The organism is Streptomyces sp. NPDC005863 (assembly GCF_042871345.1).
Taxonomy (GTDB): domain Bacteria; phylum Actinomycetota; class Actinomycetes; order Streptomycetales; family Streptomycetaceae; genus Streptomyces.
On the sequence record NZ_JBIAII010000004.1, the window covers coordinates 199,362 to 219,690 of the forward strand.

Genomic DNA, 20,329 nt, shown 5'->3' on the forward strand with positions numbered 1-20,329 from the left:
TCGGTCAGGGGGCAGGTGTGTCGGCGTCGACGCCGAGCCGCCGGAGCAGCTCCGCGCGCAGTTCGCCGAAGCGGGGGTCGGAGATGCCGCGCGGACGCTCCAGATCGATCTCGGTCTCGTACGCGATGACGCCGCCGTCCATCACGAGCACCCGGTCGGCCAGGAGCACTGCCTCCTCGACGTCGTGCGTGACGAGGAGCACCGCGCAGCCCCGCCGCTGCCACAGCTCGTCGACGAGCCGCTGTGCCTTGATGCGGGTGAGGGCGTCGAGCGCGCCGAACGGCTCGTCGAGCAGCAGCAGGTCGGGCTCGCGCACCAACGCGCGGGCCAGCGAGGCGCGTTGGGCCTCGCCGCCGGAGAGCGTCTTGGGCCAGGCGTCGGTGCGGTGCTTCAGGCCCACCTCGGTCAGCGCCTGCTCGGCGACGTCCCGGTCGGGCTTGCCGGGCAGCCCGAGCAGGACGTTGCGCCACACCCGCTTCCAGGGCATCAGCCGGGGCGCCTGGAACGCGACGGCCTTGCGGCGCGGCACCAGCACGGTGCCCTCGATGTCGCGGTCGAGGCCGGCGAGGATCCGCAGCAGCGTCGACTTGCCGCAACCACTGCGGCCGAGCAGCGCCACGAACTCGCCGGGCTTGACGTTGAGTTGAAGGTCGTCGATGACGGGGCGGCCGTCGAAGGTGCGGGTCAGCCCGTCGACGCGTACGGCGGACGGCGCGGCGTCGTCGGCGGGGTGCCGCGGGGTTGGTGCGGGTGTGGTCACCGGCCGGTGAACGTCGGTCGCCATTGGAGCAACAGCCTTTCGAGGGTGCGGACGACGAAGTCGGCGCTCAGGCCGAGGAAGGCGTAGACGACGAGGCAGACGACGATCACGTCGGTGCGCAGGAAGTCGCGGGCCTGGACCATGAGGAAGCCGATGCCGGCGTCGGCGTTGACCTGTTCGGCGAAGACCAGGGCGAGCCAGGAGACGCCCAGCGAGTACCGCAGCCCCGTCATGGCCCCGGGGAGCGCGCCGGGCAGGATGACATGCCGTACGAGACCCCACCGTGAAAGGCCGAGCGACTCCCCGGCCTCGATCAACTGGGCGTCGACGCCCCGGATCCCCGCGTACACGTTGAGATAGAGCGGGAAGGAGACGCCGAGCGAGATGATGGCGATCTTGGGCGCCTCGCCGATGCCGAACCAGATGATGAAGAGCGGGATCAGCCCGACGAACGGCACGGTGCGAAGCATCTGCACACTGGCGTCCACGAGGTCCTCGCCGAGACGGAAGAGCCCGGCGACGAGCGCGAGCGCCGTCCCGACGGCGGTGCCGAACAGCAGCCCGAGGGCCACGCGTTGCAGGGAGACGCCCATCGCGTTGGGCAGGGAACCCTCCCGGATGAGATCACCGGCGACCCGGGCGACGGTTCCGGGCGAGGCGAGCACGCCACCGGCGAGTACGCCGGTGGCGCTCAGGACCTGCCAGAGGGCGAGCAGGGCGAGCGGCCCCGAGGTACGGCGCAGCCAGCGGGGGACGCGGGTGCGGCGCCGGGAGGCGGGGACGAGGGCGACGAGGTCGGGGCCTGGTTCGGGGGGCGCGGGGGTCGGTCCGGGGACGGGAGGTGCCGGCTCGTCCTTGGCGAGGGTGATACCCGATATGTCGGGCGCCGATGGCTGTGGTGGGGCATGGCTGATGCGCACAGGTACTCCGTGGAGGCGTGAAGGAGGGGTGGCTTTCGGGCCGGAGGGGTGGCCTTCGGGCCAAGGGGTGCCGGGAGCCGGGGGGTGCGGGGTGACGCTCGGGCGTACGGCGGACAGGGGCACGCGGCGACCAGCGGGTCAGGCCCGAGGGTTCGGCTCTACGGGTCAGGCCTGAGGACCGGCTCTACGGGGCAGGCCCGAGGACCGGCCCTGCGGATCAGGCCGAGACGTGGACCCGAGGGGAGGGACGCGTACTCCTGCCGGTGCACACGAGCGACAGGAGGCGCCTGCCGGGCAACCGGGCGGAGAGGGAAACGCGAAAGCGGGTGAAAGGGCGTCAGCAGCCGCGGCGACACGCGGAGGAGGCCACCCGCAGCAGGTCGATGTGACCGCGCGTGGTGAGCAGGGCTGAACGCAACATGCCGCAGAACGTAGCCAGATCGCGCACGCACGGTCAATGGCGTCTCGAAAGACGGACTCCCGGTATCAGCGAATGGATGGGTGAGTGCGGGAGAATGGGCGTATGTCCGATGCATTCACCACCCGGGTCCTACAGGTCACCACCGGTTCCACCGAGGTGGTCGCCGACCTCACCGCCGACGTCGAGGCCTTCCTGCGCGAGGCGGCAGGCGGCCGCGACGGCCTCCTCAACGTGTTCGTCCCGCACGCCACGGCGGGCATCGCGATCCTGGAGACGGGAGCGGGCAGCGACGACGATCTGCTCGCCGCGCTGCACACCCTGCTCCCCGCCGACGACCGCTGGCAGCACCGCCACGGCAGGCCGGGCCACGGCCGCGACCACGTCCTGCCCGCGCTGGTCCCACCGCACGCGACCCTGCCGGTCGTCGGCGGACGCCTGCAGCTCGGGACGTGGCAGTCGGTGTGCCTGGTCGACCCGAACGTCGACAATCCGGATCGCAAGGTGCGGTTGAGCTTCCTGGGCTGACCTTGTCCGGCCGCTCCCCCTCAGGCCGTCGCCGCGCAGTCCGGGCACCGGCCCCGGAACGTCACCTCCGCCACGGCCACGGTGAAGCCGTACCGCTCGGCGGCCGGCAGGGCGGCCAGCGGGTCGCCGTCGGGATGAACGTCACGGATCGCGCCGCAGCCCGAGCACACCAGGTGCTGGTGGGGGTGGTGGGCGTTCGGGTCGTACCGCTTGGCGCGGCCGTCGGTGGCGACCTCGGCCACCTCGCCGAGCGTGACCAGCTCGCCGAGGGTGTTGTAGACGGTGGCGCGCGATATCTCCGGCAGCCGTCGCGTGGCCTGGGCGAGCACCTCGTCGGCGGTGAGATGGACGTGTTCGCCGGCGAGCACCTCGGCGACGACGCGGCGCTGGGCGGTCATCCGCCAGCCGCGCTCGCGAAGTCGTTGCAGCAGGTCACTCATGACCACCAGCCCTCACTGTGCGGAGTCCCGTCGAAAACTGTGCAGAGTCCCGTCGAATGAATGCGCGTGCGTTTGTCTGTCGTATTGACTTGGACTTGGTCCATCGTAGGATCGGTTCCGGCTGACAGCCAAGGGACAGGGCAACAGCAGGGAACTTCACGTGACTTCAGGAGACGGGCCCGCACGGCCCGGCATCCGGATCCGCGGCTCGCGCACCGCACGCCTCGCGAGCGGTCGGTCGGACCTGTGCCCCGACTGTTCCACCACCCTCAGCTCTTGAGCACCGTGATCCGCCCCCTCCGGAAGGATTCCCATGACTGAGAACCACGACGCGATCGTCACCGACCCCAAGCCGGAGGAGACAGGGGGAGGTTGCCCGGTCGCGCGCGCCGCACACCCGACGCAGGGCGGCGGGAACCGGCAGTGGTGGCCGGAGCGGCTGAACCTGAAGATCCTGTCGAAGAACCCCGCCGTGGCCAACCCGCTCGGCGAGGAGTTCGACTACGCCGAGGCGTTCGGCTCGCTCGACCTGCCCGCGGTGAAGCGGGACATCGCCGAGGTGCTGACCACCTCCCAGGACTGGTGGCCCGCCGACTTCGGCAACTACGGCCCCTTCATGATCCGGATGGCGTGGCACAGCGCAGGCACCTACCGCATCAGCGACGGCCGCGGCGGCGCCGGCGCCGGCCAGCAGCGCTTCGCCCCGCTCAACAGCTGGCCGGACAACGCCAGCCTCGACAAGGCCCGCCGTCTGCTGTGGCCGGTCAAGAAGAAGTACGGGCAGTCCCTGTCGTGGGCCGACCTCCTGGTCCTCACCGGCAACGTCGCCCTGGAGCAGATGGGCTTCGAGACCTTCGGCTTCGGCGGCGGCCGCGCCGACGTGTGGGAGCCCGACGAGGACGTCTACTGGGGCCCCGAGACCACCTGGCTCGGCGACGAGCGCTACACCGGCGACCGCGAGCTGGAGAACCCCCTCGGCGCCGTCCAGATGGGCCTCATCTACGTCAACCCCGAGGGCCCGAACGGCTCTCCGGACCCGATCGCCGCCGCCCGCGACATCCGTGAGACGTTCCGCCGGATGGCGATGAACGACGAGGAGACGGTCGCCCTGATCGCCGGTGGCCACACCTTCGGCAAGACCCATGGCGCGGGTCCGGCCGACGCGGTCGGCGACGACCCCGAGGCCGCCCCGATGGAGCAGATGGGCCTGGGCTGGAAGAGCTCGCACGGCACCGGCGTCGGCGCCGACGCGATCACCAGCGGACTCGAGGGCATCTGGACGGACACCCCGACCGCCTGGGACAACAGCTTCTTCGAGATCCTCTTCGGCTACGAGTGGGAGCTGTTCAAGAGCCCCGCGGGCGCCTTCCAGTGGCGGCCGAAGGACGGCGCGGGCACGGGCACCGTCCCCGACGCCTTCGACTCCGCGAAGACGCACGCTCCGACGATGCTGACGACCGACCTCTCGCTGCGGTTCGACCCGGTCTACGAGCCGATCTCGCGCCGCTTCAAGGAGGACCCGCAGGCATTCGCGGACGCGTTCGCGCGGGCCTGGTTCAAGCTGACCCACCGTGACATGGGCCCCGTCGTGCGCTACCTCGGCCCGGAGGTCCCGGCCGAGACGCTGCTCTGGCAGGACCCGCTGCCCGAGGTGACGTACGAGGGCATCGACGCCTCCGACGTCGCCGCGCTCAAGTCGAAGATCCTCGGCTCGGACCTGTCGGTGTCCCAGCTGGTCTCCACCGCGTGGGCGGCGGCGTCGTCCTTCCGCGGCAGCGACAAGCGCGGCGGCGCCAACGGCGCGCGCATCCGTCTGGAGCCGCAGCGCGGCTGGGAGGTCAACAACCCCGACCAGCTCGCGACGGTCCTGCACGCCCTGGAGGGCATCCAGGAGTCCTTCAACTCCGGCCGGAGCGACGGCAAGCAGGTCTCCCTCGCGGACCTGATCGTGCTCGCCGGCGGTGCCGCCGTCGAGCAGGCCGCCAAGGACGCCGGGTTCACCGTCGAGGTCCCCTTCACGCCGGGCCGTGTCGACGCGTCGCAGGACCAGACCGACGTGGAGTCGTTCGCCGCGATCGAGCCGGCCGCCGACGGATTCCGCAACTACGTCGGCAAGGGCAACCGGCTCCCCGCCGAGTACCTGCTCCTGGACAAGGCGAACCTGCTCACGCTGAGCGCCCCGGAACTCACGGTCCTCGTGGGCGGCCTCCGGGTGCTCGGCGCGAACCACCAGGGTTCCCGGCACGGCGTGTTCACCACGAGCCCCGGCACGCTCACGAACGACTTCTTCGTGAACCTGCTCGACCTGGGCACGCAGTGGAAGTCGACGTCCGAGGCGCAGGACACGTTCGAGGGCCGCGACGCGGCCACCGGCGAGGTCCGCTGGACCGGCACCCGCGCGGACCTGGTCTTCGGCTCCAACTCCGAGCTGCGGGCGCTCGCCGAGGTGTACGCGAGCGACGACGCGAAGGAGAAGTTCGTGAACGACTTCGTCGCGGCGTGGGTGAAGGTCATGAACCTCGACCGGTTCGACGTCGCCTGATCCGGCTCCACGCCGGGTGAAGTGACCACCACATCCAGGCCGGCCCACCACCATGGGCCGGCCTGGACGTGCGTCTGGACGTGCGGCGGGCGAGCGGTCGTAGGGTCAGCGCGAGGGTGCTGGTGGGCGGGGGAGGCGACCGGTAGAGGCCATCTCGGTGACCGAGGGGGCTCATAAGGCAGCCTTATGGGGTCATAAAGCCGACCCGCCTACTTACTTAGGCATGCCTTAGTTTAGGCTTCCCCCTGAGTCACTCCATCACCGCTCGAAGGGAACCTGAACATGCCTCGCCCTCTGCGGGTAGCCATTGTCGGAGCCGGCCCTGCCGGGATCTACGCCGCCGACGCGCTGCTCAAGTCCGCAGTGGCGGTCGAGCCGGGTGTGTCGATCGACCTCTTCGAGCGGATGCCGGCGCCCTTCGGCCTGATCCGCTACGGCGTCGCCCCGGATCACCCGCGGATCAAGGGCATCATCACCGCCCTGCACCAGGTGCTCGACAAGCCCCAGATCCGCCTCTTCGGCAACGTCGACTACCCGCGCGACATCAGCCTGGACGACCTGCACGCCTTCTACGACGGCGTGATCTTCTCCACCGGCGCCACGGCCGACCGTGCGCTCGACATACCGGGCATCGACCTGGACGGCTCGTATGGCGCGGCGGACTTCGTCTCCTGGTACGACGGCCACCCGGATGTGCCGCGTACCTGGCCCCTTGAGGCGGAGAAGGTCGCCGTCCTCGGCGTCGGCAACGTCGCCCTCGACGTGGCCCGCATCCTCGCCAAGACCGCCGAGGAGCTGCTGCCCACCGAGATACCGCCGAACGTCCACGAGGGCCTCAAGGCCAACCGGGCCAAGGAGATCCACGTCTTCGGCCGCCGCGGCCCCGCCCAGGCGAAGTTCAGCCCGATGGAACTCCGGGAGCTGGACCACTCGCCGAACATCGAGGTCATCGTCGACCCCGAGGACATCGACTACGACGACGGGTCGATCGCGACCCGGCGCGGCAACAAGCAGGCCGACATGGTCGCCAAGACCCTGGAGAACTGGGCCATCCGCGACGTCGGCGACCGGCCGCACAAACTGTTCCTGCACTTCTTCGAGTCGCCGACCGAGATCCTCGGCGAGGACGGCAAGGTCGTCGGGCTGCGCACCGAGCGCACCGCCCTCGACGGCACCGGCAACGTCAAGGGCACCGGCGAGTTCAAGGACTGGGACCTCGGCGCGGTCTACCGGGCCGTGGGCTACCTCTCCGACGAGCTGCCCAAGCTGCCCTGGGACGTCGCCTCCGGCACGGTGCCCGACCGGGCGGGACGGGTGATCGAGGAGAGCGGCGGGCACCTGACGTCGACCTACGTCACCGGCTGGATCCGGCGCGGCCCCCTCGGCCTCATCGGCCACACCAAGGGTGACGCCAACGAGACGGTCGCGAGCCTCCTCGAGGACCGCGAGAACGGCCGGCTGCACGTCCCCGCCTCGCCCGAGCCCGAGGCCGTCGACGCCTTCCTCGGCGAGCGGAACATCCGCTTCACCACGTGGGACGGCTGGTACCGCCTCGACGCCGCGGAGAAGTCGCTCGGTGAGCCGCAGGGCCGCGAGCGCGTGAAGCTCGTCGAGCGCGAGGACATGCTCAACGCCAGCGGCGCGTAAGGACTCTCGCTTCGGCCGTCGGCCCCGGTACCCCTGCGGTGCCGGGGCCGACGGCTTTCGCGGCCGTCCGAGGTGGCCCCGGACCGGCGGTGCGGGAGTCGCCGCCTTCGTACGAGGCTCAGGCCAGGTGCTTCAGCAGCTCCGTGGCGAGCGGGCCGGCGGACGCCGGGTTCTGCCCGGTGACCAGGTTCCGGTCGACCACCACGTACGGTGCCCAGGGCTCGCCCTCCCGGAAGTCGGCGCCGGCCTGCACCAGCCGGTCCTGCAGCAGCCACTTGGCGCGGTCGGCGAACCCCGCCTGGCTCTCCTCGATGTTGGTGAAGCCGGTCAGGCGGTAGCCCGCGACGGACGGCGCGCCGTCGGCCGAGACGGCGGCCAGCAGGGCGGCCGGGGCGTGGCAGACGATGCCGAGCGGCTTGCCGGACTCCAAAGCCCGGGTGAGCAGCGCGCCGGAGGTGGCGTCGACGGCCAGGTCCTCCATGGGGCCGTGGCCCCCGGGGTAGAAGACGGCGGCGTAGTCGTCGAGGTCCACATCCGCCAGCTCGACCGGGCCCTGGAGCTCGGTGAACGCGGCCAGAGCGGCCTCGACCCGGTCGGCGCCCTCCTGGCCGCCGTTGAACTCCGGGGCCAGGGAGCCGGGGTCGACGGTGGGGACGACGCCGCCCGGCGTGGCGACCACGACCTCATGGCCCGCGGCCTTGAACGCCTCGTACGGGGCAACCGCCTCCTCGGCCCAGAAGCCGGTCGGATGCCGGGTGCCGTCGGCCAGCGTCCAGTGGTCCGCGCCGGTGACTACGAACAGGATCTTCGACATGCGGTGGTCTCCAATGACGGGCCCATGGGGGCGGGGGAGGGGACGGAGGACGCGAACCGACGTTCTGGCACCCTGAACGTACAGGTGGACTGACGTACAGATGGGCTGACATACGGACGGGCTGATGCCGGGTCGTCGGTGCGGCGATGTCCTCGACGGTAGACCGGACGGGCGCGGCCATCGAGTAAGGGAATCGAGCAAGCCGATCGAGCGAGGCAGGGGGAGGCGGCGGAACCCGATGACGTCCATGGACGGCCCGTGCCGGGCGCACGACCCGGCGTACGAACATGTCGGGCACCGGACCCCGCTCCCCTCGCATCCCGACCGGCCAGCCTCCTCCGTACCCGACGTCGTCCGGACCATGCGGCGACTGCTCGACCTCGACGCCGGGCGCGGGGCGCGCGCCGCCGTGCCCGTACTCCCCGAAGCCGCGCGCACCGTTCCCGAACTCGCCGCGGAACCGGCGCGCCTGGCCGCCCTGGACGGTGAACTGCTCGCCGTACTCGCCGAGTTGTGCGAGGTCATCGGCTGGATCCTGTTCGACGCGGGGCTCCACCGCCGGGCCCACCGGGCGAACGCGCGGGCGTTGGCCCTGGCCGACCTCTGCGGCGACCGATGGACGGGCCGGCTCGTCCTGCTGAACCACAGCATGCTCCAGGCCCACACCGGCCACCCGCACGCCGCCCTGGCCACGGCGTCCCGCGTGCCGGGACCGCGCCCCCTGCCGGCCAGGGTCGGCGCACTCGTCCTGATCCGCCAGGCCCACGCCACCGCCATGCTGGGCGCCGACCGCGCCGCCGCCCGGCGAGTCGCCCGGGCCAGGGATCTGTTTCTGGACGGCGTGTCGGCGGGGGATCCGGCCTGGGCCTGGTGGATCGACGAGACCGAACTCCTCGGGCACGAGGGCTGGGTCTCGGCCCGACTGCACCGCTGGGATCAGGCCATTCCGCTCCTGCGCCGGGCCGCCGCCGTTCCGGACGGCCCCTCGTACCGTGAGCTGTTCACCGCCGAGCTGCTCTCCGCGCTGGTGGGAGCGGGTGCCTGGCGGGACGCGGAGGAGCTCATCCGCGAGGTCGCGCCGCGCGTCGCCCGCATCGGGTCGGCCCGCGCCGCGCGGTCGCTGGGAGCCACCGCGGCCCGGCTGTTGCGGCCCGGCGCCGGCGTGCCGTCCGCGTCGCGTGACGCGGCGGTCCATCTCTCGGAGGCGCTCAGCGCCCCGGAGCGCCCGCCCGCAGACCGTCCATGACGAGGTCCATGAGCCGGCCCGCCCGGCTCTCCCAGTCGGTGCGCGGATCGATCTGCCAGATGCCGGCGATGGCGAGCAGGAAGTCGTCGGGGGTCACCCCTGGCCGGATCGTGCCGGCCTCCTCGTTCGCCCGCAGCAGCAACGTGATGGCCTCGGTGAGCGGTCCAGGACCCACCCCGGCCAGGCTGCCGAGCGTGCTCGTGGCCTTCCGTATCGCGTCCGCCAGGCCGGCCTTGGCCATCCCGAAGCGGACGAGACGGTCCATCCACTCCCGCAGCGCCCGGTCGGGGGCGCGGCACTGCAGCAACTGGCAGGCCGCGTCGCAGACCTGCATGACCTCGTAGCGGTACACCTCTAGGACGAGCGACTCGCGGTTGGGGAAGTTGCGGTAGAACGTGCCCTGGCCGACCCCCGCCTTCTTCGCGATCGCGCTGAGCGGCGCGTCGCTCGCGCGCGTCAGCTCCTCCAGGGCGACCTCGAGGATCCGCTCGCGGTTGCGCTGTGCGTCCGAGCGCAGGGGCGCGTTCTTGTGGTGACCCATGGGCTCTCCTTCCGCTCTCGCGCAGCACGGCCTGGTTGCGCCTTGCTGAGCGGACAACTGTCCGCTAGGTTCAAGCACTAACGGACGAGTGTCCGCTTAGACTCACCATAGCGGCAGACATCGCCGCCGGGGACCCCGCCGCCACCGTGCGGGGGACCGTCCCCCTGCACAGCGCCACATCCTCCCGAACTTCCCGCCGAACCGCCTCGTTCGACGCGATTCGCGAAAGAAGGCTGCTCATGGCTCCATCGACGTCCAGTGCCGTCACCCTGAACATCAACGGCGAGAAGCACTCACTGTCCGTCGACCACCGCACCACGCTGCTCGACGCGCTGCGCGAGCGGCTCGATCTGACCGGCACGAAGAAGGGCTGCGACCAGGGCCAGTGCGGGGCCTGCACCGTGCTGATCGACGGCCGCCGCGCCGTCTCCTGTCTGCAGCTCGCCGTCGCCGCCGAGGGGCGTGAGATCACCACCATCGAGGGCGTCGCGGACGGCGACCGGCTGCACCCCGTGCAGCAGGCCTTCCTCGACCTCGACGGCTTCCAGTGCGGCTACTGCACCCCGGGACAGATCTGTTCCGCCCTCGGCGCGCTCCAGGAGCACGCCGACGGCTGGCCGAGCGCCGCCACCACCGACGTACGGCCCGAGGCGGGCGTGCCCGAACTGACCGCCGAGGAGATCCGCGAGCGGATGAGCGGCAACCTGTGCCGCTGCGGCGCGTACATGTCGATCACGCAGGCCGTCGCCAAGGCCGCGCGCGCCGAGGAGGAGACGGTATGAGGGACTTCGCCTACCAGCGGGCCCACGACGTGTCGGGCGCCGTCGCCGTGCTCGGCGCCGACCCCGACGCCCGCTACCTCGGCGGCGGCACCAACCTCGTCGACCTGATGAAGACCGGCGTCGAGCGGCCCGGACTCCTCGTCGACGTACGCGAACTGCCCCTGGACCGGATCGAGATCACCGACGACGGCGGGCTGCGCATCGGCGCGACCGTCACCAACAGTGACCTCGCCGCCCACCCCGAGGTGCGGCGGCGCTACCCCGCCCTCGCGCAGGCCGTCCTCGCGGGCGCCTCCGGGCAGCTGCGCAACATGGCGACGGTCGGCGGCAACCTCCTGCAGCGCACCCGCTGCGGCTACTTCACCGATCTCAGCAAGCCCTGCAACAAGCGGGAACCGGGCACCGGTTGCTCCGCGGTCGAGGGCGAGCACCACAACCACGCGATCCTCGGCGCCACCGAGCACTGCGTGGCCGTCCACCCCTCCGACATGGGTGTGGCCCTCGCCGCCTTCGACGCAGTCGTGCACTACGAATCGGCGCAAGGGTCCGGCGAGTTGCCGATCGACGCGTTCTACCTGCCCGTCGGCGACACCCCGCACCTGGAGACCGCGCTGCCGGCCGGCGCCCTGATCACCGGCATCACCCTGCCGCCCGCCCCGGTCGCCGCCGTCTCCCGCTACCGCAAGGTGCGCGAACGCGCCTCGTACGCCTTCGCCATCGGCTCGATCGCCGCGGCCCTCGATGTGCACGACGGCGTCGTACGGGACGTGCGCGTCGGCATCGGCGCGGTCGCCTCCCGGCCGTGGCGGGCCAGGGCGGCCGAGCGGGCGCTGATCGGCGGCCCGGCCGACGCCGAGGCGTTCGCCGCAGCGGCCGACGCGGAACTGGCGGCGGCCCGCGCGCTGCCCGACAACGGCTACAAGGTGACGCTCATCCGCAACCTTGTCGTGGCCGTGCTGACCGAACTCACCGAGGAGGGCGCCCGATGACCACGACCGCAGTGACCGGTGCGGCGACGAGCGCCGTCGGCACCGCGCACACCCGCATCGAGGGCCTGGCCAAGGTCACCGGCGCCGCCCGCTACGCCGGGGAGATCCCCTTCGCGGACCTCGCCCACGGCTGGCTGGTGCTCTCCACGATCGCCCGCGGCACGGTCCGCTCGGTCGAGACCGAACCCGTCCTCGCGATGCCCGGCGTCCTGACCGTCCTGCACCACGGCAACGCGCCGCGCGTCGACGGCGACTACGTCGGCATGCTGGGGCGCCCCGACCCGATCGTCGAGATGTTCCAGCACGACCGGGTGCCGTTCGTGGGCTGGCCGGTGGCGCTCGTCGTCGCCGAGACGTCCGAGGAGGCCAGGGAGGCGGCCGAGGCGCTCGTCGTCCACTACGACCAGGAGCCGCACGACGTCGCCTTCGCCGCGGGACGCCCGGGCACGTACACGCCGGACGGCGACGGCATGCGCAAGGGCAAGGGCGACCTGGACGCCCAACTCGCCGCCGCCACACACCTGGTGGACGCCGAGTACACCACCCCCGAGGAGCACCACTGCGCGATGGAGCCGCACGCGGCGACCGCGCGCTGGGACGGCGGCCGCCTCGAGGTCGTCGACTCCAACCAGGGCAGCACCTGGGTCGCGGACGAGCTCGCGAAGCTGTTCTCGCTCGACCAGGCCTCGGTGCGGGTGACGTCCGAGCACGTCGGCGGCGCCTTCGGCTCCAAGGGGCTGCGGGTCCACCAGATCCTCGCGGTGATGGCGACGACCGTTCTGCACCGTCCCGTACGCGTGGTGCTGACCCGCCGTCAGCTGTTCTCGCTCGTCGGCTACCGCAGCCCCACCACCCAGCGCGTCCGGCTCGGCGCCGACCCGGACGGCAGGCTCCTCGCCTTCGACCACCAGGCGCAGAGCCTGTCGTCGACCGTCCACGAGTTCGTCGAGGAGAGCGCCGGGTACGGCCGCTCGATGTACGCGGCCGACGCGCATCACACCGTCAACCGCCTCGTCCGCCTCGACGTGCCGACGCCCACCTATGTGCGCGCCCCGGGCGAGGCGCCCGGCTCCTTCGCCGTGGAGTCCGCGCTCGACGAGCTCGCCGAGACGTGCGGCATGGACCCGATCGCGCTGCGGGTCCGCAACGAACCCGACGTCGGCCCCCTCTCCGGCCTGCCCTTCAGCAGCCGCAACCTGCTGGCGTGCTACGAGGAGGGGGCCCGCAGGTTCGGCTGGGCCGACCGCGACCCACGTCCCGGCGTGCGCCGCGAGGGGCGCTGGCTGATCGGCACCGGCACGGCCGCGTCCACCTTCCCGGTGCTCGTCGCGCCGAGCACCGCGGCGATCACGGCGGAGGCCGACGGCACCTTCACCGTGCGCATCACCGCCGCGGACGTCGGCACCGGCGCGCGGACCGCGCTCACCCTGATCGCCGCCGACGCCCTCGACGTGACCCCGGACCGGGTCCATGTCCGGATCGCCGACAGCGACTTCGGCCCGGCGATGATCGCCGGTGGTTCGATGGGCACCCGCTCCTGGGGCTGGGCGGTCACGCTCGCCGCCCGTGAGCTGCGGGAGAAGCTGGTCCCCGGCGGCGACATCCCGCCGGAGGGCATCACCGCGGGATCGGACACCGGCGCCGCCATCGGCGCGCTCAGCGAGAAGGAACGGCACTCCTTCGGCGCGCAGTTCGCCGAGGTCGCCGTGGACGTCGCCACGGGCGAGGTGCGGGTGTGCCGGATGCTCGGCATCTTCGCCGCGGGCCGCATCGTCAACCCGCTGACCGCACGCAGCCAGTTGGTCGGCGGCATGATCTGGGGCCTGTCGATGGCGCTGCACGAGGAGGCGGTCAGGGACGCGGCATCGGGCGGCCTCGTCGGCCCCGACCTCGCGGGCTACCACATCGCCTCCAACGCCGACGTGCAGCAGATCGAGGCGGACTGGGTGGCCGACCCGGACGCGGACGACCCGGTCGGCATCAAGGGCATCGGCGAGATCGGCATCGTGGGGGCCGCCGCCGCGGTCGCCAACGCCGTCTGGCACGCGACGGGTGTGCGGCACCGCTCGCTGCCCATCCGCCCCGACCGCGTCCTGCGTGCGGGGACGCTCTCCGGGGACACCACCCGTGCTTGACATCGCCGACGACCTCGACCGGTGGATCAGGGAGGGCCGGGACTTCGCCGTCGCCACCGTCGTCAGCGTCGGCGGCAGCGCGCCGCGCGGTCCCGGCGCCGCCCTGGCCGTCGACGGCGAGGGCACCGTCATCGGCTCGGTCTCCGGCGGCTGCGTGGAGGGCGCGGTCTACGACCTGTGCGTCGAGGCCCTCCAGGACGGCCGGGCCGTCGTCGAACGGTTCGGCTACAGCGACGAGGACGCCTTCGCCGTCGGGCTGACCTGCGGCGGGGTCATCGAGGTGCTGGTCACCCCGGTGGCCGCCGACGCGCCGGACAGGGCGGTCTTCGCCGCCGCCCTGTCCGCCGCGGCGCGCGGCGGGGCGGTGGCGCTGGCCCGCGTGTACCGGGGCCCGGCCGAACTGCTCGGCAGGCCCCTCCTGGTGACATCCGCCGAGCCCGACCAGGGAGGGCGGGGCGCGACGCACGAGGGAACCCTTGGCGGCCACCCCGAACTGGACCGCACCGCCAGGGGCGAGAGCCGCGCCCTGCTGGCGGCCGGCCGCACCGGGGAGTTCGTCGTCTCCGAGAGCGGCGCGCACTGCGGGACCGCGGTGACCGTCCTCGTCGAGTCGAGCCAACCGCCCCCGCGCATGATCGTCTTCGGCGCCGTCGACTTCGCCTCGGCGCTGGTCCGCGCGGGCAAGTTCCTCGGCTACCACGTGACGCTCTGCGACGCCCGTCCCGTCTTCGCCACCCGCGCCCGCTTCCCCGAGGCGGACGACATCGTCGTCGACTGGCCGCACCGCTACCTCCGGGACACCGAGACCGACGGCCGCACCGTCCTGTGCGTCCTCACCCACGACGCCAAGTTCGACGTGCCGCTCCTCGCGGCGGCGCTGCGGATGCCCGTCGCGTTCGTCGGCGCGATGGGCTCACGCCGCACCCACGAGGACCGCAACCGCCGGCTGCGTGAGGAGGGCGTCACCGAGGCCGAACTGGCCCGCCTGCGCTCGCCGATCGGCCTCGACCTCGGGGCCCGCACGCCCGAGGAGACCGCCCTGTCCATCGCGGCGGAGATCGTCGCGACCCGGCAGGGCGGCACGGGCCGGCCGCTGACCGGCTCCCGGCACCCCATCCACCGCGACACACCCGGCGGCTCGCCGTCCCGGGCCCGGGTGGTCGTCTGACCGGACACCTCCGGAGAGAATCCCCCATGAAGATCAACGCCCTCATCGTCGACGCCGCCGACCCCGAACGCCTCGCCGCTTTCTGGTCCGCACTGCTCGACAGGCCGGTCACCGGCCGCGCAGGACCGTACGTATGGCTGCGGCGCGAGAACGGCCTGCTCGTCGGGTTCCAGCGGAACGACGGACCCGCACCGGGCAAGAACCGCCTCCACCTCGACCTGGAGACCTCCGACCCGGCCGCCGAACAGCAGCGGATCGAGGCGCTCGGAGGACGCAGACTCGAAGGGTACGAGGACGGCGGGTTCCTGGTGATGGCCGACCCCGAGGGCAATGAGTTCTGCGTCATCCCCGAGGGCCCGCTCGGCCTCGACGACCAGGGACACACCGACTACCTCCGCTGAGGAGCCGAGCCTCGGGTGGGCGGCGGAACCGTCCGACGCGTGCCGCCCCAACGCGACGCTTCACCGAAGCCGTTCCGGTGGGATGCTCGGATGCGTACCGTGTAACCGTCCCGCCACATCGGGTAGCGGTGCGGCGGGCGGTGCACGGAGGGGGTGCATGAGGATGGACGCGGCTCCTGCCCTGCGGGCCGTGGGGCAGATGAGGCCGGGGGACCATCTCCTCCTCGGCCACCGCACGGACGAGGAACGCGAGGCGGTGCTCGCCGCGTTCCTCACGGACGGCCTGGCCGCCGGCCAGCGAGTGCTGCTCCTGACCTCGGACGAGACGTCACCGGTCGCCCCGCTGGACTTTCTGCGGCGCGCGGGATGCGACGTGGCGGGCGCGCTGACCGCCGGCAGACTGCGGACCGGCTCCCGGCCGGGCGCCGCGGGAGCCGCGCGAGACCCGGGTGGCCTGGTGCGCCGCGAGACCGAAGCCGCGGTGGCCGACGGCTTCCTGGGGCTGCGGGTGGCCCTGGACATGGCACCGGACCGCGACGACGGCCCGGCCGGCGGTTTCTGCGCGACCGAGCGGCTGCTCGGACCCGCCTTCTCGACCCTGCCCGTGCTCGGCCTGTGCCTGTACGACCGACGCCTCTTCGGCCCCCGCGAACTGAACGCGGCCGAGGCCCTGCACCACGGCCACGCCGTCGCCGACGAGGTCTGGCAGGACGAACTGCTGCGGATCACCCGGACGTTCGCGCCGCCCGGTCTCGCCCTGTGCGGCGAGATCGACGACAGCAACGTCACCGCGCTGGCCCGCGCCCTGCGCGCCGAGGCCGACCGTGCCGCCGAACGGGCGGACGGTCCGCCCCGTACCCGGCTCGACCTGCGCGGCCTCACCTTCATCGACATCTGCGCGCTGCGCCTGCTCCTCCACACGGGCCTTGGCCTGTACGCGTTGGGCGGCGGCCTGGTCCTGGACGGTGTCGCCCCGCACGTACGCCGGGTGCTGCGCGTCACCGGCTGGGACCGCGCCCCCGGCCTCGACCTCGGAAAGGGGGCTGCGGAGTCATGACGCGCGGCGGTTTCGTCCACCAAGCGCTCTGCTACGCCTCGGACGACGCGTTCCTGTCCGGTACGGTCGGCTTCGTCCGGGACGGGATCGCGGCGGACGAGGCCGTGCTGGCCGTCGTCGCCCGGCACAACATCACGCTGCTGCGGGACGCACTCGGCGGTGCCGCACGGGACGTCGACTTCGTCGACGCCCAGGACTGGTACCACTTTCCCTCCCGCACGCTGGGCCGGTACAACGACTACTGCGCCGAGCGCGACGAAGGGGGCGCGCGGCGCGTCCGCGTCATCGGCGAACCGGTCTGGGCCGGCCGCACGGCCTTCGAAACCCGGGAGTGGATGCGCTACGAGTCCCTGGTCAATGTGGCGTTCGCCGCCTCGCCGCACTGGATCGTCTGCCCCTACGACGCCCGCGCCCTCCCCGGCGACGTCCTCGACGGTGTCGCGCGCACCCATCCCGAGGTCACCACGGCCACCGGCCGGCCGGCCGCCGACGGCCGCTACACCGACCCGGCCGACTTCTACGCCGAGTGCGACGCCCTCGCACGGACCTCGCCCGGCCCGGCCGATCCGGCCGGACCTGCCCGGGAAGTCGCCTTCGTGCGGGGCGAGTCGGTGGCGATCCGGATAGCCGTCGCCGAGTACGCCCGACGGTGTCAGGTCGCCGAGGGCCGCGCACGTGACATGGTCGCCGCCGTCCACGAGACCGTGGTGAACGCCGTCCGCTTCGGCGGCGGCCGGGGCACGCTGCGGCTCTGGTGCGACGCGGACTGGGTCGTCTGCGAGGTCGCCGACGCCGGGGCCGGACGACCCGCCGTCCACGCCGCGGGCACGGCGGGCTACCTCGGGCACGTCCCGCCGGACGGCAGGGCGGCGACGGGTCACGGGCTTTGGCTCGTACGGCAGTTGAGCGACCTGGTCACCGAGCGTCTCGGCGCGGAGGGCGCGGTGGTGCGGATGCATTTCCGTCGCTGAACGGCACCCGGCACCCGACACCCGACACACCGCATCCGGCACCCGAGACCGGCATTCGGCACCCGCACGCCGGTGGCGCGATTCCGGCCCCGTGACGGAGACTTCGCCGGGTCAGCCGTACGCGCACGGAAGGTGGGCCAGCATGACCGACTCGACGAAGAACCCCGCGGACGTGGTCCGCTCGGGTCCGATCCGCTACGCCACCGCGGAGCGCTTCGCCCGCCCGCGCCCCGTGTCCGCGCGCGACACCCGCCCCGCCACCGGCGAGATTCCGCCGCAGCCCCCCTCGCGGCTCGACGCGGTGATGGGGCGGCCCCGCGACGTCCACCCGCAGGGCGAGGACTGCCTCAACCTGACGGTCACCGCACCGGCCGGGGACGGGGGAGCCAGACCGGTGCTCTTGTGGCTGCACGGTGGCGCGTTCAGCAGCGGCGCGGGCTGCATGGACTGGTACGACGGAGGGGTCCTGGCCGCCGAGGGCGACGTGGTCGTCGTGGGCGTCAACTACCGCCTGGGGGCGCTCGGTTACCTCTGTCTCGACGGGGTGAGCGAGGGCAATCTCGGCCTGTACGACCAGGTGGAGGCGTTGCGCTGGGTCCAGACGCACATCGCCGACTACGGCGGTGACCCGGCCGATGTCACGGTGGCCGGACAGTCGGCCGGCGGGATCTCCATCCGCCTCCTGATGCAACTTCCCGAGACCCGCGGCCTGTTCCACCGCGCGATCCTGCAGAGCGCCCCGATCGGCATCACCGCACGCCCCCACGAGACGTCCCTCGACATCGGCCGCACCTTCGCCGACGCACTCGGCGGGGACCCGCGCACCGCCGGCGTTCCCGCGATCCTCGCGGCCCAGATCGAGACGGCGCAGGCACATCGCCGCAGAGTGGGCGGCGCGATGGACCCCGCCTTCCTTCCGGTCGAGGGCATCGCCCCGCTGCCTGCCCCCGAGGAGGCGTTCGAGGGAAACGTGCGCGGCGTCGACGTCCTGTACGGCTGGAACGCCGACGACATGAGCGCGTTCGACGCGACGGGCGCCGACCTCGCGGAGCGCACCCGCGAGGTCTACGAGAAGCCCCTCACCCACTACGGGGCCCAACTCGCCCGCGCCGGGGCCCAGGTGTCCTCGTACCGGCTCGACTGGCGTCCCGCCGGGTCCCCCTACGGCGCCACCCACTGCCTCGACCTGCCGCTGCTCTTCGGCACCCGGGACGCCTGGCAGGTCTCGCCGATGCTGGGGGACACCCCGTGGGAGGAGACCGACCGGATCGGCGGGGAACTGCGCGCCGCGTGGGTCACCTTCGCCCGCACCGGCAAGCCCGGCGCCCTGCCCGCGCCCATGGTCGACCTGCCCGCACCCCTGGCCGAGGGGCCGGGGCCCGGACGCTCATGAGCCGGGCAGCTCCCGGCGCTCCAGCGGACGGGTCGCGGGACCTTGGAGCACCGCCCCGTCGGTGGCGAAGCGCGAACCGTGGCAGGGGCACTCCCACGCCGTCTCCGCCTCGTTGAAGGCGACCAGACACCCGAGGTGGGTACAGCGGGCGGAGACCGCGTGCAGGCCGCCGTCCGCGTCGCGGTGGACCGCGCAGCGGCGCCCCTCGACGCGGACCACCGCCCCGGCCCCCGCGGGGATGTCGTCCACCGAGTCGACATGGGTCGTGCGGAGCCGGTCACCGACGAAGTGCTTTGCGACCTCGGCCTGTTGGCTCAGCAGGGCGGGCGCCTCCCGCAGGGTGCTCCAGAGCCTGCGCGGGTCGTACAGGTCGTCCCACGGCGACTTCTGCCCGCCGATCATCTTGGTGAGCAGCTGCCCGGCCATGACGCCGCCGCTCATGCCCCACCCGCCGAACCCGGTCGCCACATAGGTGTGCCGGGCGCCGGGGTGGAAGGAGCCCACCATCGGCACGCCGTCGCTGACGTCGTTGTCCTGCGCCGCCCGCCGGTAGGCCGTCTCGCCGACGTCGAAGCGCTCCCTCATCCACGCGTCGAGGGAGGCGAAGCCCGCGGCGGCGTCCCCCGTGCCCGGCGTGAAGCTGTCACCGGTGACGATGAGGAGGCGTCCGCCGTCGCCGTACGGCGCGGTCCGCACCGAACGCTTGCCCTCCTCCTGCGTGATGTACATGCCGCCCGGGTCCCGGCCGGTCAGCGGGGCGGCCACGACGAGTTCACGCCGGGGGGAGAGCCGGGCGAACAGCAGGGCGCGGTCGAAGACCGGGTAGTGGGTGGCGACGACGACGGCCCGCGCGGTGACCGTGTGCCCGGCCTCGGTGGTCACCGTGCAGGGCGAGCCCTCGTGCAGGCCGGTCACCCGGGAGCGTTCGTGGATGACGCCGCCGCGCGCCCGCAGGTCCTCGGCGAGCGCCAGCAGATAGCTGCGGGGGTGGAACTGCGCCTGGTCGTCCACCCGCACCGCGCCCGCCACCGGGAACGGCAGACCGGTCTGCTCGGTGTACACCGCGGGGAGTCCCGCCTCCCGGGCCGCGGCGGCCTCGGCCCGCAGCTCGTCCGTGTCCTCGGCCCGGGTGGTGTAGGTGTAGGCGGGCGCGCGCTCCAGGTCGCAGTCGATGCCGAGCTCGGCGGCGACCGACGCCACGTGTTCCACCGCCTGCTGCTGCGACTGCGCGTAGAGGCGGGCGGCCTTGGGTCCGCGCGTGCGGCGCAGCCGCTCGTACATGAGGGAGTGCAGGGCCGTCAGTTTGGCGGTGGTGTGGCCGGTGACGCCGGCGGCGATGCGGTCGGCCTCCAGGACGGCGACCGAGCGGCCCTCGCGGGCCAGCTCCCACGCCGTGCTCAGACCGGCGACGCCGCCGCCCACCACGACGACGTCCACCTCGATGTCGTCGGACAGGGGCGGGCGGGACGGCGCGGGGGCGGTCTCCATCCAGTACGACTCCGGGCGGCCCGGCAGCGGATCGGACGCGTTGCTGGTCATGCGCGGCCCCTGACGGTGGACATGGCGACCTCCAAGGT

19 protein-coding genes are annotated in these 20,329 nt (G+C 72.8%); 12 read left to right on the forward strand and 7 right to left on the reverse strand.

Features of this window, described 5'->3' with window-relative positions; translation table 11 throughout:
- Window positions 1-4: 4 nt before the first annotated feature.
- The 3 genes from ACFYO9_RS17145 to ACFYO9_RS17155 form a co-directional block, all read right to left on the reverse strand.
- Window positions 5-784 carry an ABC transporter ATP-binding protein gene (locus tag ACFYO9_RS17145; RefSeq protein WP_358775799.1) on the reverse strand — a complete coding sequence of 260 codons (780 nt, stop codon included), beginning with the start codon at window positions 782-784 and terminating at the stop codon, window positions 5-7.
- Complete coding sequence (locus ACFYO9_RS17150; protein ID WP_358775801.1) at window positions 757-1,680, reverse strand: ABC transporter permease; 924 nt, start codon at window positions 1,678-1,680, stop codon at window positions 757-759. The genes ACFYO9_RS17145 and ACFYO9_RS17150 overlap by 28 nt, the downstream gene beginning before the upstream one ends.
- 337 nt (window positions 1,681-2,017) lie before the next feature.
- Window positions 2,018-2,101 (reverse strand): putative leader peptide, encoded by an 84-nt coding sequence (locus ACFYO9_RS17155; protein WP_355809829.1) that lies wholly within the window; start codon window positions 2,099-2,101, stop codon window positions 2,018-2,020.
- A gap of 102 nt (window positions 2,102-2,203) precedes the next feature.
- On the opposite strand from ACFYO9_RS17155, the gene ACFYO9_RS17160 reads away from it, so the two are divergent.
- Window positions 2,204-2,626 carry a secondary thiamine-phosphate synthase enzyme YjbQ gene (locus ACFYO9_RS17160; RefSeq protein WP_358709147.1) on the forward strand — a complete coding sequence of 141 codons (423 nt, stop codon included), beginning with the start codon at window positions 2,204-2,206 and terminating at the stop codon, window positions 2,624-2,626.
- Between the two features lie 20 nt (window positions 2,627-2,646).
- Here ACFYO9_RS17160 and ACFYO9_RS17165 read toward each other — a convergent pair whose 3' ends face one another.
- Window positions 2,647-3,066, reverse strand: coding sequence for a Fur family transcriptional regulator (locus ACFYO9_RS17165; RefSeq protein WP_358775803.1), 420 nt, complete (start codon window positions 3,064-3,066; stop codon window positions 2,647-2,649).
- A 313-nt stretch (window positions 3,067-3,379) separates the two neighbouring features.
- Here ACFYO9_RS17165 and katG point away from each other — a divergent pair, with 313 nt between their 5' ends.
- Window positions 3,380-5,608: a catalase/peroxidase HPI gene (katG, locus tag ACFYO9_RS17170; protein WP_358775805.1), complete on the forward strand. Its 2,229-nt coding sequence runs from the start codon at window positions 3,380-3,382 to the stop codon at window positions 5,606-5,608.
- Window positions 5,609-5,890: 282 nt separating this feature from the next.
- Window positions 5,891-7,255, forward strand: a complete 1,365-nt coding sequence (locus ACFYO9_RS17175) for an FAD-dependent oxidoreductase (RefSeq protein WP_358775806.1) — start codon at window positions 5,891-5,893, stop codon at window positions 7,253-7,255.
- Between the two features lie 118 nt (window positions 7,256-7,373).
- Here ACFYO9_RS17175 and ACFYO9_RS17180 read toward each other — a convergent pair whose 3' ends face one another.
- Window positions 7,374-8,069 (reverse strand): type 1 glutamine amidotransferase domain-containing protein, encoded by a 696-nt coding sequence (locus ACFYO9_RS17180; protein WP_358775808.1) that lies wholly within the window; start codon window positions 8,067-8,069, stop codon window positions 7,374-7,376.
- A gap of 238 nt (window positions 8,070-8,307) precedes the next feature.
- Here ACFYO9_RS17180 and ACFYO9_RS17185 point away from each other — a divergent pair, with 238 nt between their 5' ends.
- Window positions 8,308-9,315 (forward strand): DNA-binding protein, encoded by a 1,008-nt coding sequence (locus ACFYO9_RS17185; RefSeq protein ID WP_358775810.1) that lies wholly within the window; start codon window positions 8,308-8,310, stop codon window positions 9,313-9,315.
- On the opposite strand, the gene ACFYO9_RS17190 is transcribed toward ACFYO9_RS17185, so the two are convergent.
- The gene (locus tag ACFYO9_RS17190) at window positions 9,278-9,856 is read right to left on the reverse strand and encodes a TetR/AcrR family transcriptional regulator (protein WP_355809449.1); all 579 of its coding nucleotides are present in this window, start codon (window positions 9,854-9,856) and stop codon (window positions 9,278-9,280) included. The two genes, ACFYO9_RS17185 and ACFYO9_RS17190, sit on opposite strands and share 38 nt — an antisense overlap.
- Before the next feature lie 239 nt (window positions 9,857-10,095).
- On the opposite strand from ACFYO9_RS17190, the gene ACFYO9_RS17195 reads away from it, so the two are divergent.
- From ACFYO9_RS17195 to ACFYO9_RS17230, 8 genes are all read left to right on the forward strand, one after another.
- Complete coding sequence (locus tag ACFYO9_RS17195; RefSeq protein WP_355809446.1) at window positions 10,096-10,638, forward strand: 2Fe-2S iron-sulfur cluster-binding protein; 543 nt, start codon at window positions 10,096-10,098, stop codon at window positions 10,636-10,638.
- A complete protein-coding gene (locus ACFYO9_RS17200) occupies window positions 10,635-11,627 on the forward strand; it encodes a xanthine dehydrogenase family protein subunit M (RefSeq protein ID WP_358775812.1) in 993 nt (330 codons plus the stop codon). Before ACFYO9_RS17195 ends, ACFYO9_RS17200 begins: the two co-directional genes overlap by 4 nt.
- Window positions 11,624-13,762 carry a xanthine dehydrogenase family protein molybdopterin-binding subunit gene (locus ACFYO9_RS17205; protein WP_358775814.1) on the forward strand — a complete coding sequence of 713 codons (2,139 nt, stop codon included), beginning with the start codon at window positions 11,624-11,626 and terminating at the stop codon, window positions 13,760-13,762. The genes ACFYO9_RS17200 and ACFYO9_RS17205 overlap by 4 nt, the downstream gene beginning before the upstream one ends.
- Window positions 13,755-14,930, forward strand: coding sequence for an XdhC/CoxI family protein (locus ACFYO9_RS17210; RefSeq protein ID WP_358775816.1), 1,176 nt, complete (start codon window positions 13,755-13,757; stop codon window positions 14,928-14,930). The genes ACFYO9_RS17205 and ACFYO9_RS17210 overlap by 8 nt, the downstream gene beginning before the upstream one ends.
- Window positions 14,931-14,956: 26 nt before the next feature.
- The gene (locus ACFYO9_RS17215; protein WP_358775818.1) at window positions 14,957-15,331 is read left to right on the forward strand and encodes a VOC family protein; all 375 of its coding nucleotides are present in this window, start codon (window positions 14,957-14,959) and stop codon (window positions 15,329-15,331) included.
- A gap of 157 nt (window positions 15,332-15,488) precedes the next feature.
- Entirely contained in the window at window positions 15,489-16,388 is a 900-nt protein-coding gene (locus tag ACFYO9_RS17220) for an MEDS domain-containing protein (RefSeq protein ID WP_358775820.1), read from the forward strand.
- Window positions 16,385-17,359 carry a sensor histidine kinase gene (locus tag ACFYO9_RS17225; protein ID WP_358775822.1) on the forward strand — a complete coding sequence of 325 codons (975 nt, stop codon included), beginning with the start codon at window positions 16,385-16,387 and terminating at the stop codon, window positions 17,357-17,359. The genes ACFYO9_RS17220 and ACFYO9_RS17225 overlap by 4 nt, the downstream gene beginning before the upstream one ends.
- Before the next feature lie 142 nt (window positions 17,360-17,501).
- Entirely contained in the window at window positions 17,502-18,752 is a 1,251-nt protein-coding gene (locus ACFYO9_RS17230; protein WP_358775824.1) for a carboxylesterase family protein, read from the forward strand.
- Here ACFYO9_RS17230 and ACFYO9_RS17235 read toward each other — a convergent pair.
- On the reverse strand, window positions 18,747-20,291 hold the full coding sequence (locus tag ACFYO9_RS17235; protein WP_358775825.1) for an FAD-dependent oxidoreductase: 1,545 nt from the start codon (window positions 20,289-20,291) through the stop codon (window positions 18,747-18,749). The genes ACFYO9_RS17230 and ACFYO9_RS17235 overlap by 6 nt on opposite strands.
- Window positions 20,292-20,329: the final 38 nt, after the last annotated feature.

Excerpts from the sequence above, each read along its gene's own strand:
- ACFYO9_RS17145 (WP_358775799.1), bottom strand. The coding sequence starts at position 784 with ATGGCGACCGACGTTCACCGGCCGGTGACCACACCCGCACCAACCCCG.
- ACFYO9_RS17155 (WP_355809829.1), bottom strand. The coding sequence starts at position 2,101 with ATGTTGCGTTCAGCCCTGCTCACCACGCGCGGTCACATCGACCTGCTG.
- ACFYO9_RS17160 (WP_358709147.1), top strand. The coding sequence starts at position 2,204 with ATGTCCGATGCATTCACCACCCGGGTCCTACAGGTCACCACCGGTTCC.
- ACFYO9_RS17165 (WP_358775803.1), bottom strand. The coding sequence starts at position 3,066 with ATGAGTGACCTGCTGCAACGACTTCGCGAGCGCGGCTGGCGGATGACC.
- katG (WP_358775805.1), top strand. The coding sequence starts at position 3,380 with ATGACTGAGAACCACGACGCGATCGTCACCGACCCCAAGCCGGAGGAG.
- ACFYO9_RS17175 (WP_358775806.1), top strand. The coding sequence starts at position 5,891 with ATGCCTCGCCCTCTGCGGGTAGCCATTGTCGGAGCCGGCCCTGCCGGG.
- ACFYO9_RS17180 (WP_358775808.1), bottom strand. The coding sequence starts at position 8,069 with ATGTCGAAGATCCTGTTCGTAGTCACCGGCGCGGACCACTGGACGCTG.
- ACFYO9_RS17185 (WP_358775810.1), top strand. The coding sequence starts at position 8,308 with ATGACGTCCATGGACGGCCCGTGCCGGGCGCACGACCCGGCGTACGAA.
- ACFYO9_RS17190 (WP_355809449.1), bottom strand. The coding sequence starts at position 9,856 with ATGGGTCACCACAAGAACGCGCCCCTGCGCTCGGACGCACAGCGCAAC.
- ACFYO9_RS17195 (WP_355809446.1), top strand. The coding sequence starts at position 10,096 with ATGGCTCCATCGACGTCCAGTGCCGTCACCCTGAACATCAACGGCGAG.
- ACFYO9_RS17200 (WP_358775812.1), top strand. The coding sequence starts at position 10,635 with ATGAGGGACTTCGCCTACCAGCGGGCCCACGACGTGTCGGGCGCCGTC.
- ACFYO9_RS17205 (WP_358775814.1), top strand. The coding sequence starts at position 11,624 with ATGACCACGACCGCAGTGACCGGTGCGGCGACGAGCGCCGTCGGCACC.
- ACFYO9_RS17215 (WP_358775818.1), top strand. The coding sequence starts at position 14,957 with ATGAAGATCAACGCCCTCATCGTCGACGCCGCCGACCCCGAACGCCTC.
- ACFYO9_RS17220 (WP_358775820.1), top strand. The coding sequence starts at position 15,489 with ATGAGGATGGACGCGGCTCCTGCCCTGCGGGCCGTGGGGCAGATGAGG.
- ACFYO9_RS17225 (WP_358775822.1), top strand. The coding sequence starts at position 16,385 with ATGACGCGCGGCGGTTTCGTCCACCAAGCGCTCTGCTACGCCTCGGAC.
- ACFYO9_RS17230 (WP_358775824.1), top strand. The coding sequence starts at position 17,502 with ATGACCGACTCGACGAAGAACCCCGCGGACGTGGTCCGCTCGGGTCCG.
- ACFYO9_RS17235 (WP_358775825.1), bottom strand. The coding sequence starts at position 20,291 with ATGACCAGCAACGCGTCCGATCCGCTGCCGGGCCGCCCGGAGTCGTAC.